This window comes from uncultured Bacteroides sp., assembly GCF_937912035.1.
In the GTDB taxonomy this organism is placed as follows: Bacteria; Bacteroidota; Bacteroidia; order Bacteroidales; family Bacteroidaceae; genus Phocaeicola.
Genome location: NZ_CALDPF010000036.1, coordinates 95,785 through 110,500, shown reverse-complemented (window position 1 = coordinate 110,500; position 14,716 = coordinate 95,785). Strand labels below are relative to the sequence as shown.

Genomic DNA, 14,716 nt, shown 5'->3' with positions numbered 1-14,716 from the left:
GCGGAAAAACACTTCGTTATTATGGTTTAGAAATATTACAGATATGAATAAAGAATATGTTTTTTGGTTGAGTATCCATTCTTTAAATGGTGTTTAAACAGCGTTTAAATGGTATTTAAATAGTGTTTGAAAAGAGTTTGCAAATGCTTTGCAAAGTGTTTTTAAGTTATTTTCAAAAATAAACCCATAAAAGAGCGTCATATTGAACAAAAAATGTATCTTTGCAATACACCGACTGGGGAAATGGTCCGGTGTTTACATAAGAAAGCGTTTTTTGCTTTATCCTAAAATCGAAATCGCCAGTTTCTAATCGGAGGATTAAGACAATATGACGCTCACGATTTTTGTATATGTATGTCATGTGAGATTTTATAGGCACATGATTTTTTACATACAAAAACGGTGTGGCTTGATTGTTTCTTTATTCATTCCGATGTGCTGTTTGGCGATACCTGATTTTGATGTTTAAAGCAGACAAGTCCTCACGCCTTTCTTATTATATTAAAATTATACTAATGAAAACATAATGCCTTTTCTGGGGATAGCGGGTATTTTTAAGAAAAACATAAGGAGGTATCTATGCCACTTTTCAGAATTACAGTAAAGCAGTTGAAGGTCTCCAATGGAGTTCGTCTTGAGAAAGGAATGTCAGTAGATGTAGTGTCAAATTCATTCAGTAATCCGGTTTCAACAAATGGTGGCCAGCCTGTAGTAGATGCTTTCAATCGCATATATGGGGTTGATATAAAAAAGGCTGGGGCACTTAGTATGGTTTATCTGGATGTGGAAAGGATAGGTTGATATATTATAAAACATTATGACCAGAGGAATTCTAAATGTGGAAAAATATTTTTTTGCACCAGATATCGAATTTTGTGCGACAATTTATTCAGTTCCTCAACCTTGTAAGCGTTGTGGAAGTATAAGGACATATCCATTATTGGGATTTATGTATAAGTCTTTCTATAAAGAGATTTGGGAGCAAATGGAGATAATAAGTAAAATAAGATTGACGAAAAGTTGCTATTAATAAGATTATCAAGGAAATAACACTTTACGATATGAAATTAGATTATGACATTATAAGAAAAAGTTTGGATTTTGCTTATGATAAGGCAGTGAATGGTGTTGTAGGTTTAGACTCTGCTTATGAACTAGCAGATGATTATATGAAAGGGAAAAATTCTTTTTTGAGTAAAGCAAATTCATTAATCAATTGGCAATGTTGTAAGGCTGCAACTAGCGGTTTTATAACTGGTATAGGTGGACTATTGACAATACCGGTGACACTTCCTGCAAATATAACATCTGTATTATTTGTACAAGTGAGAATGATTGCTGCAATTGCCATAATGGGTGGGTATGATGTGAAAGATGATAGGGTTAGATCATTAGTATATACTTGTTTGGTCGCATCTTCTTGTAAAGAGGTCTTAAAGAATTTTGGAATAAAATTAGGACAAAAGGTAGCGGTTAAAGCCATACAACAAATACCTGTTGCAATTATAACAAAAATTAATCAAGCTGTAGGTTTTAGATTATTGACGAAGTTCGGTCAAAAGGGATTAGTAAATCTTGGAAGGGTTGTTCCTTTGTTGGGAGGTATAATCGGAGGTGGAGTAGATTTGGTCTCGACAAAGAAAATCGGAAATATAGCAAGGGATGTTTTTATTTCAACACTGGATTAAGATATGAATACATTGTAACTAAGTTTAATCTTATACTTTAATAAAAAATTAGTATGTGACGGCTCGATATCTTAATTCGATTTGTACGGTTATGAATCAATATTAAGCAATTAGTGTTATGGCTTACTTAAGAAATTTTGCAATTCCAAAGGATTCATGGTTCAGTAAGGTGAATATTTTTGAATTGAATGAAATTGGTAGTACATATGAAAATTTGCTTGACGAAATTTCTGGTTTTGGTAATGTGTCTATTCCATGCAGGGTCCCGTGTTTTAACAGTTGGTATCCATGGAAAACTTTTTACGGAAAAGATTTACGTCCGTTGGAATTTGATGATATAACCATTCTTTATGGCGAAAACGGTTCAGGTAAAACAACATTGCTTAACCTTATTGCAGAAAAATTGCGGATTTCAAGAACTTCCCTTTTTTATAGAAGTTCTTTTTGGGATAAATATGTTGAAGTGTGTGATTATGAGTTGTATGACGGTGCTATTAATTTAAAGAGAGGTGTTATAATAACTAGTGATGACGTTTTTAAGTATATACTTGAAAATAGGAAGAATAATCTTGAGAAAGATAATGATAGGGAACAATTATTGAAAGATTATTATAAGAATCACAAAATCAGTATTGGGAATATTACTTCTCGTTATGTCAGTTCAAAATTGAGAAAAGCGGATGAGGAAAAATCAAATGTAGAAACAGTCTTTAGATTTTTTGTTGATTCTGTCAAGGATGATTCTTTGATATTGTTCGATGAACCAGAGAACAGCCTGTCGGCACAATGGCAAATGGAATTGTCGAATTTCTTGCGAGGTGCCGTACGTGAGTTTGGTTGACAGTTCATAATAGCTACCCATTCGCCGTTCATATTGTCAATGTCGGGAGCAAGAATATATGATTGGGATTCAACTCTTGTATGTGTAAATGAATGGTATAAATTGGAAAATGTACGTGCTTATTATGAATTGTTTGATAAGAATAGAGATTTGTTTGATATTAGGTAATAAGGATTTAAAATAGTAAAGAAATGGCAAAGGTAAGTAAATGTCCATACTGTAATAGTACAAAAGTGAAAAGGACAACCGAAGGTTATATTGAGGAAAGTATTGGTATGGCTATTGGTGGAGGATTAAGCTTTTTAGCTGGTATGGCTGGTATAAATCATATTAATAGTAAATGTGTCAGAGATTATATACCAACTAACTACATATGTAGTAGATGTCATAAAACTTTTCATGTAACTTCTATTGAGGGAGAAGAGTATGTTTGGAATGACGATGCACCTGTTAATATTAGAAAAAGGCAGATTAAGGATTCAGGTATATATAGTTGTTTGGTTACCTATGTTGATATGTCTTCTTGGTGGTGTCGATTTAATACTAAAAGGGTTATTACATCATATGGTGGTTTAACATCTGAACAATACGAGTATTTAATTGCAAATTTGCCTCAGAAGTTATCATTCGAATCAAAGGAACTACTGGATGAGTTTAAAGAAAGTTTATCAAATTATCATGGCAGGTGTAAAATAATTTAATCTTAAATAAAAATTTTGTTATGATACAACGTTGTAAAAAATGTGGAGAATGGGTTGAAGCCGAGAAAAGAGATATGTTTGATAGAGCTATACATCCAATAGATGAAGCTTTAGAATCTGATGGAGGATTAATGGAAAAAGTTGGAGGTTGGTTTGGCTTTAAAGGATTGGGAAGAGCAATAGATAGAGCGGCACGTTTGCCTTCTGATATTGTTAGAGGAGCTGCAGATTCTGTTTTTGGTGATAAATATCATTTTGTCTGTCCAAATTGTGGAGAAGAATGGTCAACAGATAATGATTACGAGGATGAAACAGTAATTTATAAAGAGGAGCAACGTCAAATCAGCATAGTAAAAGAATACAGGGATAAGAGTATAACATTGATTGATGCACCTGAAAGCGAAAAGATTAAATTTGTGAATGAATTGGCTGCTTCTTTACCTTCAGTCTCGGAAGAAGTTTTAAGAGCTACTCTGTTTGATACTCTTGCTTTTTCTCAGTTCAAATTGTTGGGAAATGTAAATGAAGCTTTAAATGCGATTTCTGAATCACTTAAACTGTTTGACGACCCTAACACTCATGCTTTGCGTGGAATTATTTTGGGTGAAGGACGTACTCCTAATGATAAATATAAAGCATTGCAAGAATTGATTTATTGTAAAGAGTCTGAGAAAAGAGATTCTTTTTTCTTTACTCAACAGGAATATCTGATGAAGTTGGAGGAGCAGAATTTACATTATGCAGAACATTTTCTGGAAATACCACAAAATCAAAGAAAGTTTTTGGTAATAGATAACGAACTTCACTATTTGCCAGACTCTTTTAAGGTTTTGACCATAAATAGTATTCCTACTGAACTTCAATTTCCTGTAGGACACCCGATTGACAAACAAATGTATATTTGTCACCCTTTAAAGCCTAAGATGTATCTTCCTGTTGAAGATTATCAATTAGAATTGTTTAGGGACGAAGTAAAAGAACTTTGTGTACTATTGCAGGCATTGGGAGCCAAGAAGCTTTCAATAACTGATAGTAGGGGTAATGAAAAAAGTTTAAATCAGAAACGAAAGTTGGATATTGAAGCAGGAGGTGGTTTCAAAACTACAGAAGCGAATGTAAAAGGTTCAATGTTTTCGGAAAGTGAAGAATATCTGAGAATTAAAAATGAGTTTGTTCGTAATCAAGAGTTTGAAAGATCTTCTATTCCTCCATGTGTACCTGAAGGATTGGTTTGGTATAGTCATAGAGCGGATTGGCAACAAATGGCTTTACAAAGGAGTCAAGGTACATTGATACATCATCATGATTACCTCTCTATTCAGAAAAATACTTTAGTTAATGAAAATGAAAAAAAACAATTAGAGGCAGATTTTAAGACCCTTATGGCAAAAGGGAATGGAAAAGTCGATATGGATAAGACTAGGTTGTTTAAAGAAAATAGTGATTATACTTTTGAATTAAATGTTGATTTTTATCCGTTATCTGCTTATAAGAATAATAACTTTATAACTGAAAGTTTAAAGTCTGGAAAGTCAAAGTCCTTTTATTGGTTAATAGCTGTTGTTTTATTTTTGGGTCTAATATTCTGTTTATTATTCTATGCTTAATACTAACAATAACAATACTACATTTCTTTTGAAGCGTTAGAGGAATGAGCAACTCTGTAGTGTTTAGTACGACGTTTATCGAGACATGTAAACAGTTGGAGATTATAAAATCGTTAATTTGTTTGGTACATTTTAGGCGAGCATTTGAGGACATTCGTCAGAAATGTGGTACTTCAGGATTGGGTATTTACAAGTATGAGGAAAGTTGTTTTTAAAAAAGCTATGTTGTTGGGACGAAAACGTTTCAGTAACAAAAATTATTCAATCAGGATATACTTTTACGAGCATAATATGACTGTCTATGAGGTGGATTATAAAGGGCGTGGTAATACAGTCAGAGTGAACGGTTATGATTATTTGAGATGCAGCACGTATGTTTTTGATCAGTGCAAGGTTGAAAGCATGTATGATTATTTTGATATGCTTAACGGACTGGATAGGGATAAGGTCGCCAGACATTGGTTCGTTCGGGAAATGCGGTATTGTACTGAAAGGTTTCTTTTGCAAGACGGATGATTCAACCGTTTGGGGACGGAAGAGATAGAAAATAGGATTTTTCATTGCTCTCGTAAAAGATTTGAGCGTATGAACGTAGAGATGGTAAAAAGCTTGAAAAGTATTTGCGGTGAAGAGCTTTGCGGAAGTTTTCGTGCAATTCTTAGAATCAGCAATGAGGAAGGCTTCATAAAATATCCTCCAAAGGCATATCAACAAAAGGCTTTTGTCCGTAAAGTGTTAAACCGTAAACGGGAGAAATGTATCGTGAAATCTACCGCGTCTTTATTGGAATGGATAAGGTTTCTTTCTCCACAGTTTTACCATGAATTAGAACGTGACAGAACACTTGACGATTGTGAGATTATCATATATTATTGGAGGCTTAGAAAAGTTTTCCCAAGTATGGAAATCTCTGTGTATGATTGTGGCGGATATGTAAGTTATGATGTAAGCATTCCTTAAACCCTGTCAAAACTCAATTTTGATTATTTATATTTTTGCGCCCATAACCAATATTGCACAAAAAATAAACTCCTACTTTTGCTGAATTCTACAAAAATAGGAGTTTATGTATGTGGTTAAAGTCTTTCAGTATAGCATACTGAAAAAATAATCAATTAATCATAGCTGAAGTGACTTCACAGATATACATTATGTATTCTTTATCTGTGTCAATGTCTTGATTAAGTGATTTTAACTCTTCGGCTGAAAGTTCCTGAGTCATAGTCTTCTTGCACTCAATTGTTACTTCGGCTTTTGATGATTGAGTAGATTTATAGAATGATATTGTGTATGTGGATGAACTTTCCATACTACTGCATATTTCCGACTGCTTTTTGTCGATAAGTATATATGCTACATCTTTGTTGAAAAGTTTTCCAAATCCACCCCATGAGTTAGAATCAAGCTGTATTTCTTTATTGTTTGCTTTTATAGTAAGTTTTCCGTTTGATGCTATTTGTGTAAGATTATTTGGTAGTTCGGAAACTGATACTTTGCCTGTTTTTTGTTCTACTTTAGTGTTTGTAGACTTATTGTCAAGAAATTTTTGGCCTAAACAATCTTTTACAGAGGCGAAAAGAGCATCTTTAAGGTCAATAGTTTCACGACGGAACTTTCCACAGATTGGAGCCAGTTTTGTCTTTTTTCTATTAAGCGCCATATCGTCAGTTATCCATTCTTCGGCAGTATAGCGTTCGCCTCCGTCACGGTTCTCGTCGTACCAGTATCTGATACGGCTCATGCTGAGATTGCATTTTCCATTATCGGTCTTGATGTAAAAATGATAGTATATTCTTGTTCTGTCAAGCGAAAGGGCTGTAGAACTGAATACCATATATTCTTCGGCTGATGCTACAATCTCTCCTTTTTCCTCATCCTTGTACACTACACGGCTGGTAAGTTTTCCATCTGGAACGAAGCGTTTCTCTGCCCATTGCATCATGGTTGAGTATAGCTCTTCTTTATTCATTGCCGGAACACTTATCTCATCTTCGAAAACAATTCTGTTGTCCTTTATGGTAATTGCTCCTACTAGGTATTTGGGATTTGAATTATCTTCCTTTTTATTGTCTTTTGCTGTGGCGAAAAAAGGTAAACATGCCAGGATTAGTAAAAGTAGATTTTTCATGTTTGGGTTGTTTTGTTGTTAACAGCAGCAAACTTACAAAAAAAATCTTTTCAGTCTCTGAAGTATCGGAAAAATAGTTACATTTGTTCGTTTTTAATTTCAAGTATATTATTATGCACGTATTTTATACACCGGACATACTTACTGATTCAGAGCTTCCGGCTGAAGAAGCGGGGCACTGTTTGAGAGTTTTAAGACTCAATATAGGAGATGAGATTTCTCTGACCGATGGTAAAGGGTATTTCTATAAGGCTGCCATTAGTGCTGCTTCGGGCAAGAGATGCCAGGTAAGGATTATTGAAAAAACTTTTCAGGAACCTTTGTGGAAAGGACATCTGCATATAGCTATGGCGCCTACAAAGATGATGGACCGCATAGAGTGGTTTGCAGAAAAGGCAACTGAAATAGGGGTGGACGAGATTACTTTCCTTAATTGCCGTTACTCGGAAAGAAAGGTGATAAAGACAGAGAGGGTTGAAAAAATCGTTGTTTCGGCTGTGAAACAGTCGCTAAAGGCACGTAAGCCCGTTGTAAATGAGATGATTGACTTCGATAAGTTTATGAAAATGGACTTTAATGGTGACAAGTTTATTGCGCACTGTAATGAGGGAGAGAAAGTTCTGCTTAAGGATGCTATAGTGCCTGGCAATGATGCTCTGGTGCTGATTGGTCCGGAAGGTGATTTCAGTAAAGAGGAAGTGGAAATGGCGATAAAGAAAGGTTTCAAGCCTGTAAGTCTGGGTAAATCTCGTTTGCGTACTGAAACTGCGGCTTTGGTGGCTGTTCATACTATGAATCTTATGAATGCTGAATAGGATATATCTAAAAACTAATATCAAACAGGAAAAAATGAAATTGAAATATTTGTCTGTTCCGGTGTTGGCTCTATTTATGGCGGCTTGTGGCAGTACATCGGATTATAGAAATGCAATACCGGCAAAATCGGCGGCTGTGGTAGCCATTGATGCAAATTCAATGTCGGAGAAAAGTAGGCTGAGTGGTGATAAAGCCGACAAAGCTGTCGTTTCCAGATTTGAGAATATGGTGAAGAGTGGACTGGTTGGTTCGGAGGCTCTTGTTGAGAAGATTTTCCGTGATGCTGAAGAAAGTGGACTTGGACTGAAAGAGAAAATTTATCTCTTCATGGGTGAACAGGCCAAAATGGGAGGATTGCTTGTCAAAGTGACTGACAGGGATAAGCTTGAAGAACTTATTGAAGCTCTGAAAAAACAACAGATTTGTTTGCCTGTAAAAGAAACTGACGGATGTGAATGGACTGTGGTGGGCAACTGGTTATTGGCATATAATGATGGCGCAATGGTGCTGGTGGCAGATAATAAGGGTTCGGATCCGAAGTCTTTGGTTAGGCAGGCGTCTATGTGGTTGCGCCAGAAAAACGGTGAAGGTTTCTCCGCTTCGGACGATTTTAAAATTATGGAGCAGAAGAAAGGCGACATAATAGTATGGAGTTCGCTTGATGTGTTGCCCCATGAAGCTGTGTATCCTCTTATAATGGGAGTATCGGCAGAAATGCGTCTGAAGGATGTTAAGGCCGTTTCTACGGTGGATTTTACTACCGGAAAGACTGTAATGGATGTTGAGATGATGGTCGCTGACAAGGTGATGAAGGGTATTCTGGAAAAGAAACAGATGGTGACATCGGATATTGAAGGTAGTTATTTGGATGTATTCCCTCAAAATACTCCGTTTTGGGCGACGGCAAATATTAAAGGAGGAGAATTCTATGATTTTATATGCGAGAATCCTTCTGTCAGAAGGTATTTCGAAAAGTCTATGATACCGCTTGATTTCGGTTCTGTCTTCAGTGCAATTAAGGGTGATGTGGCTTTGGGTATGTCAGGTCCTGACGGAAGAGAATTTATAGCTTTTGCAGATGTCACTACTGATGCCTTCCTCAAGTCTTTTGAGACTCTTAAGTCTATGGCTGCACTGTCCGGAGGACAGGTAATACTCAGAAACCATGGCGACAATGGGTATGAATTCAAGACCGTGGACGGAAGCCTGGTAGGGCTAGCTCTCGGATATCTGGCTTTATGGATAGGAATTAAGGATGGACAGTTTTATGTGACCAACAAGGAATCTCTGATAGACAGGCGTGTGTTGGGACTTTCACTCAGAAATCGTGAATGGGGAGAAAGAGTGAAAGGACAAAGATTCTTTATGGTTTCTGATCTGACTTCTTTGGACCGTTTGTTCGATTTAAGTAAACTTAAGGGAAGTATGGCTTCGGTGCTGGCTTTCTTTGGTGGGCTGGATTATCTTACAGTGGAGAGTGCTGACGGCAGTAATGTTCATATTGAAATTATAATGAAGGACAAGAACAGAAATCCGCTGTCTGTATTATTAAATAATTAAATGTACTGAAAGGTGTATAGGATAGAATTGGATAATGTGCTTCCGGATGTTTTTGCCGGACGTGAGAATCTTGTTTCTGGCGTGTGGCGTAAGAAACTGGAGCTTGAGAAAGGAAAGTCTTATTTGATAGAAGCGGCTTCTGGTACGGGTAAATCGTCACTTTGCAGTTTTATTTATGGATACAGAAAGGATTATGAAGGTACGATCCGCTTTGATGACACTGATGTCAGAAGTCTGTCGGGTGACAGATGGACTGATGTGAGGCAGAGGAACCTTGGAATGATGTTTCAGGAACTGCGTCTGTTTCCTGAGCTTACGGCTGGTGAGAATGTAATTCTGAAAAATAATCTGACGCATTTCAGGGATGAGGAACAGATAAGAAGTTGGTTCTCTATGCTTGGAATAGATGACAAGTGGGCTGAACCTGTAGGACGGATGTCGTTCGGGCAGCAGCAAAGGGTGGCTTTCGTCAGAATGTTGTGTCAGCCTTCAGATTTCCTGTTTATGGATGAGCCGGTTAGTCATCTGGACGATGCCAACGGAAGTGTTATGGCTAAAATTCTTGACAGTGAAATCCGTGAAAGGGGAGTGGGAGTTGTTGTAACTTCCATAGGCCGTCGTCTGGATATGAATTATGATGCCGAAATAAAACTTTAAAACTTATAGAGGATATCAAGATGCTTTGGAGATTATTAAAACAACATATCAGTGTGGCGCAGCTGGCGGGGTTCTTTATTGCCAACCTGTGCGGCATGGTGATAGTGATGTTGGGGATACAGTTCTATAATGATGTATCGCCTGTGTTTACGCAGGAGGACAGTTTTATTAAGAAAGATTATATAGTAGTGACAAAGAAGGTCAGCACGTTGGGAAGTCTTGCCGGAAAGAGCGGTACTTTTTCTACGTACGAAATGGAAGAACTGGAATCGCAGCCATTTACTGTAGGAGTCGGAGCCTTCCAGCCTGCTCAGTTTAAGGTGTCGGCGGGTATTTCTTTCGGAGGAATGGATATGTCTACGGCAATGTTTCTTGAATCGGTTCCTGATAATTTCGTGGACGTGAAAGCTGAGTCGTGGAGATACACAGAAGGACAGAAGGAAATTCCAATCATAATACCTCGCAATTATCTCAATCTTTATAATTTCGGGTTTGCCAGAAGCAGGAATTTGCCACAACTGTCTGAAGGCATGGTCGGACTGGTGTCGCTCAATTTATATATATCAGGCAATGGTATGCGGGAGGTGAAGAAAGGTCGCATTGTGGGATTCTCCAACAGACTTAATACTATACTGGTTCCGGAAGCATTTATGAGTGCAGCCAATGCGTCATACGGCGGAAATAAGGCGTGGGAACCGTCAAGGCTTATAATTGAGGTGGACAATCCTGCTGATGAGAGGATAGCGGAATATTTCAGTGACAACGGTTACGAGACTGAGGATAACAAGCTGGATGCAGGAAAGATTACGTGGTTTCTGAAACTGGCTGTAGGAGTGGTGATGACTGTAGGGATAGTTATTAGCTTGCTTTCATTCTACATATTATTATTGAGTATATATCTGTTATTACAGAAGAATACTGACAAGTTGGAAAATCTTATTCTTATAGGATATAGCAATTCGAGGGTGGCAAGACCATACCAGATATTGACAATAGTTATGAATTTTTCGGTTCTGGTACTGTCTGTAATTATTTTGCTATTTATAAGAGGTATATATATGGATGCGCTTTCTGACATTATTACAGTGGAAAGTGGAGGAAATATTATGTACGCATGCTTCAGTGGTGTACTTTTGTTTGTGGTAGTATCAGTTTATAATATTATTGCTATAAGGAGAAAGATCAATTCTATACTTTAAAAGGCTTGTTTGAGTTTAAAAAGTCTTTATGTGGTGTGATTATATGTAAATCTTTATGGGATAATTCTCATATATTATGTCCTATAACATTATCTTAAGGCTAAAAAATGTTACATTATGGTACATCTTTACTGGATAATATATTAAATTTGCGATATACAATTAAGATAATTATTTAACAGATTAGTTTATGTCAAAAATCGTTGGACATATTTCGCAGGTAATTGGTCCGGTTGTGGATGTCCACTTCAATCTGGAGGGATTGGATGCCGAAGTTGCACTGCCGAAAATACACGATGCAATGACTGTAGTCCGTAAGGACGGTCGTACATTGGTTATTGAGGTGCAGCAGCATATAGGCGAGGATACTGTACGTACAGTAGCAATGGATAGTACAGACGGACTAAAACGCGGAATGGAAGTTGTACCTACCGGACAGCCTATAACCATGCCGGTGGGAGCACAGATCAGAGGACGTGTGATGAACGTAGTGGGAGAGACAATAGACGGAATGTCCGAACTGGACAAGAAGGACGGTTTCCCTATACACCGCGAGCCTCCACGTTTTGAGGATTTGGCAACAACTCAGGAAGTACTTTTTACAGGTATTAAGGTTATTGACCTTTTGGAACCGTATCTGAAAGGTGGTAAAATCGGATTGTTTGGTGGTGCCGGTGTAGGTAAGACTGTGCTCATCAAGGAGTTAATCAACAATATCGCAAAGAAACATAACGGTTTCTCTGTCTTTGCCGGTGTGGGCGAACGTACCCGTGAAGGTAATGACCTTCTTAGGGAAATGATTGAATCAGGCGTTATCCGCTATGGAGAGGAATTCCAGAAGAGTATGGAAGAAGGCAACTGGGATTTGTCGAAAGTTGACTATAAGGAAGTAGAGAAATCGCAGGTTGCGATGGTGTTCGGACAGATGAACGAGCCTCCTGGTGCACGTCAGTCAGTTGCACTGTCAGGATTGACACTTGCCGAATCTTTCCGTGACCGCAAGACTGAAGAAAACAGTCCTAAGGATATTTTGTTCTTTATCGATAATATATTCCGTTTTACTCAGGCAGGTTCCGAGGTTTCAGCTCTTTTGGGACGTATGCCTTCGGCTGTAGGTTACCAGCCTACTCTGGCTACTGAAATGGGTAAAATGCAGGAACGTATTACTTCTACCAAGGATGGTTCCATCACATCAGTTCAGGCTGTATATGTGCCTGCCGATGACTTGACAGACCCTGCTCCGGCTACTACATTTACTCACCTTGACGCTACTACTGTGTTGAGCCGTAAGATAGCCGAACTTGGTATCTATCCTGCTGTTGACCCGCTGGATTCTACATCGCGTATCCTTGATCCGCTGATTGTGGGCAAGGAACATTACGAGACAGCACAGAGGGTTAAACAGATTCTTCAGCGTAACAAAGAGCTTCAGGATATTATCTCTATCCTTGGTATGGATGAGCTTTCTGACGAAGACCGTCTGACTGTGAACCGTGCTCGTAGGGTACAGAGATTCCTTTCACAGCCGTTTGCAGTGGCAGAACAGTTTACAGGTGTTCCTGGTGCTATGGTTTCAATAGAAGATACAATTAAGGGATTCAAGATGATTCTTGACGGTGAGGTTGACTACTTGCCGGAACAGGCATTCCTTAATGTAGGAACTATAGAAGATGCCATAGAGAAAGGAAAGAAGCTGCTTGAGGCTGCTAAAGCATAACGCCTATGGACAGGAAGAATTTGCATCTGGTGATTATTTCACCGGAGCGTACTCTTTTCGATGGCCCTGTCAACTGGGTGGAACTTCCGGGTGAACTAGGAAAATTCCAGGTGCTTGTAAACCACGCTCCGATAATATCTTCATTAAAGGATGGTGAAGTGGTCTATCAGTGTGGCGAGGCACATTACAGGGTGCAGAGAGATACGCAAAGATTGAAAATTACAGGAGGATTCGTTGAGGTTAAAGATAATTTGGTCTCAGTGTGCGTAGAATTATAAACCGAAAAATCTGAAAAACATGTTTTTGCTCAAGGCAAAGAGGATATTTATAAAAAAAATGACAATATTGACTTTGATATTGTCTGTTGTGATAGGTTTGATTTACCATTTGTTTATACCAGACAGGTATTTCCCATGGTTTCCTGCCATTCCTGTGTTTTTTTACCTCTTCGGTCTGTTCTACATTAACATGTTTTCTCTGGCTTATCGGTTGGGAGAAGATAAGATGGTTCCACTGTTTCTGGTTTGTAAAGGAACAAAGTTTCTTGTCAGTGTACTGATAGTAGCTATATACTGTTTTGCTGTGCGACATGAAGTTTTGCCTTTTATAGCAACCTTTATGGCGTTCTACATATCTTTTCTCATATTTGAAACTGTATATTTTACAAATATCGAACTGAGACTTAAAAAGAAGAAAAAACTAAAACAGAAACAATGAAAAAAGTACGTTACATATGGACTTTGGTGTTACTGATGGTTTTTACATCGGGATTTGCATCAACAGACAGCTCTCATGAAGAGGGTGGTGATGTGGATGTCAATGAACTGGTGTTCGGACATATCAACGATGCCTACTCTTGGCATATTGTCAGCATAGGAGATGCTCATATCACAATACCGCTTCCGGTAATAGTGAAAAGCAGTACTGGATGGCATGTGTTTTCGTCAGAAAGACTTGAAGAAGGTGAGTATGAGGGACTTTACATTGCCGAAGGTGGAACATACGACGGAAAAATAGTTGAACGCAATGCTGCGGGCGAGGAAGTACGTCCTTTGGACATATCCATTACAAAAAATGTTTTGGCACTTATGATAAACAGTGCCATATTGGTATGGATAGTATTGGGATGTGCCAGATGGTATAAGAAACATCCTGTAGAAAACGGTGCTCCTAAAGGTGGAGTAGGAATGATAGAATCTGTGGTGCTAATGGTGTATAATGATGTAATAAAGGCATGTATAGGTCCTGATTACCAAAGGTATGCTCCATATTTGCTTACAGCTTTCTTCTTTATTTTGGTTAATAACCTTATGGGACTTATACCTTTCTTCCCTGGAGGAGCTAATGTTACCGGTAATATAGCCATAACGCTTGTTCTGGCATTGGTTACTTTCTTTTTTACGAACGCTTTTGCTACCAAGGAATATTGGAAAGAGGTGTTTTGGCCGGAAGTTCCGGTTTGGCTTAAAGCTCCGGTACCTATGATGCCGGTTATAGAATTTTTCGGATTGTTCACCAAGCCGTTTGCATTGATGATACGTCTTTTTGCCAATATAATGGCAGGACATGCAGCCATATTAAGCTTGTTGGCTATAATTTTCATAACAGTGAAGATTGGTCCTCTCATCAATGGCACAATGACATTCGTATCAGTTGCCTTCGGAGTATTCATGACGGCACTTGAAGTTTTGGTGGCATTTATCCAGGCTTATGTGTTTACTATGCTTTCGGCTGTATTTATCGGCCTTTCTCGTGTAAAAGAAGAGAAAAAAGAAGAAAATTAATGAATTAAAAAACAAACA

General features: G+C 38.0%; 16 protein-coding genes. 15 read left to right on the top strand and 1 reads right to left on the bottom strand.

Annotated elements, in window-relative coordinates:
* Window positions 1-579 precede the first annotated feature (579 nt).
* The 7 genes from Q0486_RS10645 (at window position 580) to Q0486_RS10615 (ending at window position 5,797) form a co-directional block, all read left to right on the top strand.
* On the top strand, window positions 580-801 hold the full coding sequence (locus Q0486_RS10645; protein ID WP_299232888.1) for a DUF6140 family protein: 222 nt from the start codon (window positions 580-582) through the stop codon (window positions 799-801).
* A 260-nt stretch (window positions 802-1,061) separates the two neighbouring features.
* Window positions 1,062-1,688: an EcsC family protein gene (locus tag Q0486_RS10640; RefSeq protein ID WP_299232886.1), complete on the top strand. Its 627-nt coding sequence runs from the start codon at window positions 1,062-1,064 to the stop codon at window positions 1,686-1,688.
* Window positions 1,689-1,806: 118 nt separating this feature from the next.
* Window positions 1,807-2,529, top strand: coding sequence for an ATP-binding cassette domain-containing protein (locus Q0486_RS10635; RefSeq protein WP_299232883.1), 723 nt, complete (start codon window positions 1,807-1,809; stop codon window positions 2,527-2,529).
* A 191-nt stretch (window positions 2,530-2,720) separates the two neighbouring features.
* Window positions 2,721-3,230 carry a hypothetical protein gene (locus Q0486_RS10630; protein ID WP_299232880.1) on the top strand — a complete coding sequence of 170 codons (510 nt, stop codon included), beginning with the start codon at window positions 2,721-2,723 and terminating at the stop codon, window positions 3,228-3,230.
* A gap of 20 nt (window positions 3,231-3,250) precedes the next feature.
* Window positions 3,251-4,837, top strand: a complete 1,587-nt coding sequence (locus Q0486_RS10625) for a hypothetical protein (RefSeq protein ID WP_299232877.1) — start codon at window positions 3,251-3,253, stop codon at window positions 4,835-4,837.
* 195 nt (window positions 4,838-5,032) lie between these two features.
* Window positions 5,033-5,353: a hypothetical protein gene (locus Q0486_RS10620; RefSeq protein WP_299232874.1), complete on the top strand. Its 321-nt coding sequence runs from the start codon at window positions 5,033-5,035 to the stop codon at window positions 5,351-5,353.
* Between the two features lie 69 nt (window positions 5,354-5,422).
* A complete protein-coding gene (locus Q0486_RS10615; RefSeq protein ID WP_299232871.1) occupies window positions 5,423-5,797 on the top strand; it encodes a hypothetical protein in 375 nt (124 codons plus the stop codon).
* 151 nt (window positions 5,798-5,948) lie between these two features.
* On the opposite strand, the gene Q0486_RS10610 is transcribed toward Q0486_RS10615, so the two are convergent.
* Window positions 5,949-6,965, bottom strand: a complete 1,017-nt coding sequence (locus Q0486_RS10610) for a DUF4468 domain-containing protein (RefSeq protein WP_299232868.1) — start codon at window positions 6,963-6,965, stop codon at window positions 5,949-5,951.
* A gap of 113 nt (window positions 6,966-7,078) precedes the next feature.
* Between Q0486_RS10610 and Q0486_RS10605 the strand changes: the two genes are divergently transcribed.
* The 8 genes from Q0486_RS10605 to atpB all read left to right on the top strand — a co-directional run bounded on the left by Q0486_RS10605 (window position 7,079) and on the right by atpB (window position 14,698).
* A complete protein-coding gene (locus tag Q0486_RS10605; RefSeq protein WP_299232865.1) occupies window positions 7,079-7,780 on the top strand; it encodes a 16S rRNA (uracil(1498)-N(3))-methyltransferase in 702 nt (233 codons plus the stop codon).
* Between the two features lie 34 nt (window positions 7,781-7,814).
* Window positions 7,815-9,341, top strand: a complete 1,527-nt coding sequence (locus tag Q0486_RS10600; RefSeq protein WP_299232862.1) for a DUF4836 family protein — start codon at window positions 7,815-7,817, stop codon at window positions 9,339-9,341.
* Window positions 9,342-9,353: 12 nt separating this feature from the next.
* A complete protein-coding gene (locus Q0486_RS10595) occupies window positions 9,354-9,998 on the top strand; it encodes an ATP-binding cassette domain-containing protein (RefSeq protein WP_299232859.1) in 645 nt (214 codons plus the stop codon).
* A 14-nt stretch (window positions 9,999-10,012) separates the two neighbouring features.
* Window positions 10,013-11,197 (top strand): ABC transporter permease, encoded by a 1,185-nt coding sequence (locus tag Q0486_RS10590; RefSeq protein WP_299233064.1) that lies wholly within the window; start codon window positions 10,013-10,015, stop codon window positions 11,195-11,197.
* Between the two features lie 190 nt (window positions 11,198-11,387).
* On the top strand, window positions 11,388-12,914 hold the full coding sequence (gene atpD, locus Q0486_RS10585) for a F0F1 ATP synthase subunit beta (RefSeq protein WP_204400919.1): 1,527 nt from the start codon (window positions 11,388-11,390) through the stop codon (window positions 12,912-12,914).
* A 5-nt stretch (window positions 12,915-12,919) separates the two neighbouring features.
* A complete protein-coding gene (locus tag Q0486_RS10580; RefSeq protein ID WP_154044673.1) occupies window positions 12,920-13,192 on the top strand; it encodes a hypothetical protein in 273 nt (90 codons plus the stop codon).
* 58 nt (window positions 13,193-13,250) lie between these two features.
* Window positions 13,251-13,631 (top strand): hypothetical protein, encoded by a 381-nt coding sequence (locus tag Q0486_RS10575; protein WP_299232854.1) that lies wholly within the window; start codon window positions 13,251-13,253, stop codon window positions 13,629-13,631.
* Window positions 13,628-14,698, top strand: coding sequence for a F0F1 ATP synthase subunit A (gene atpB / locus Q0486_RS10570; protein ID WP_299232851.1), 1,071 nt, complete (start codon window positions 13,628-13,630; stop codon window positions 14,696-14,698). The genes Q0486_RS10575 and atpB overlap by 4 nt, the downstream gene beginning before the upstream one ends.
* The last annotated feature ends 18 nt before the right edge of the window (window positions 14,699-14,716 follow it).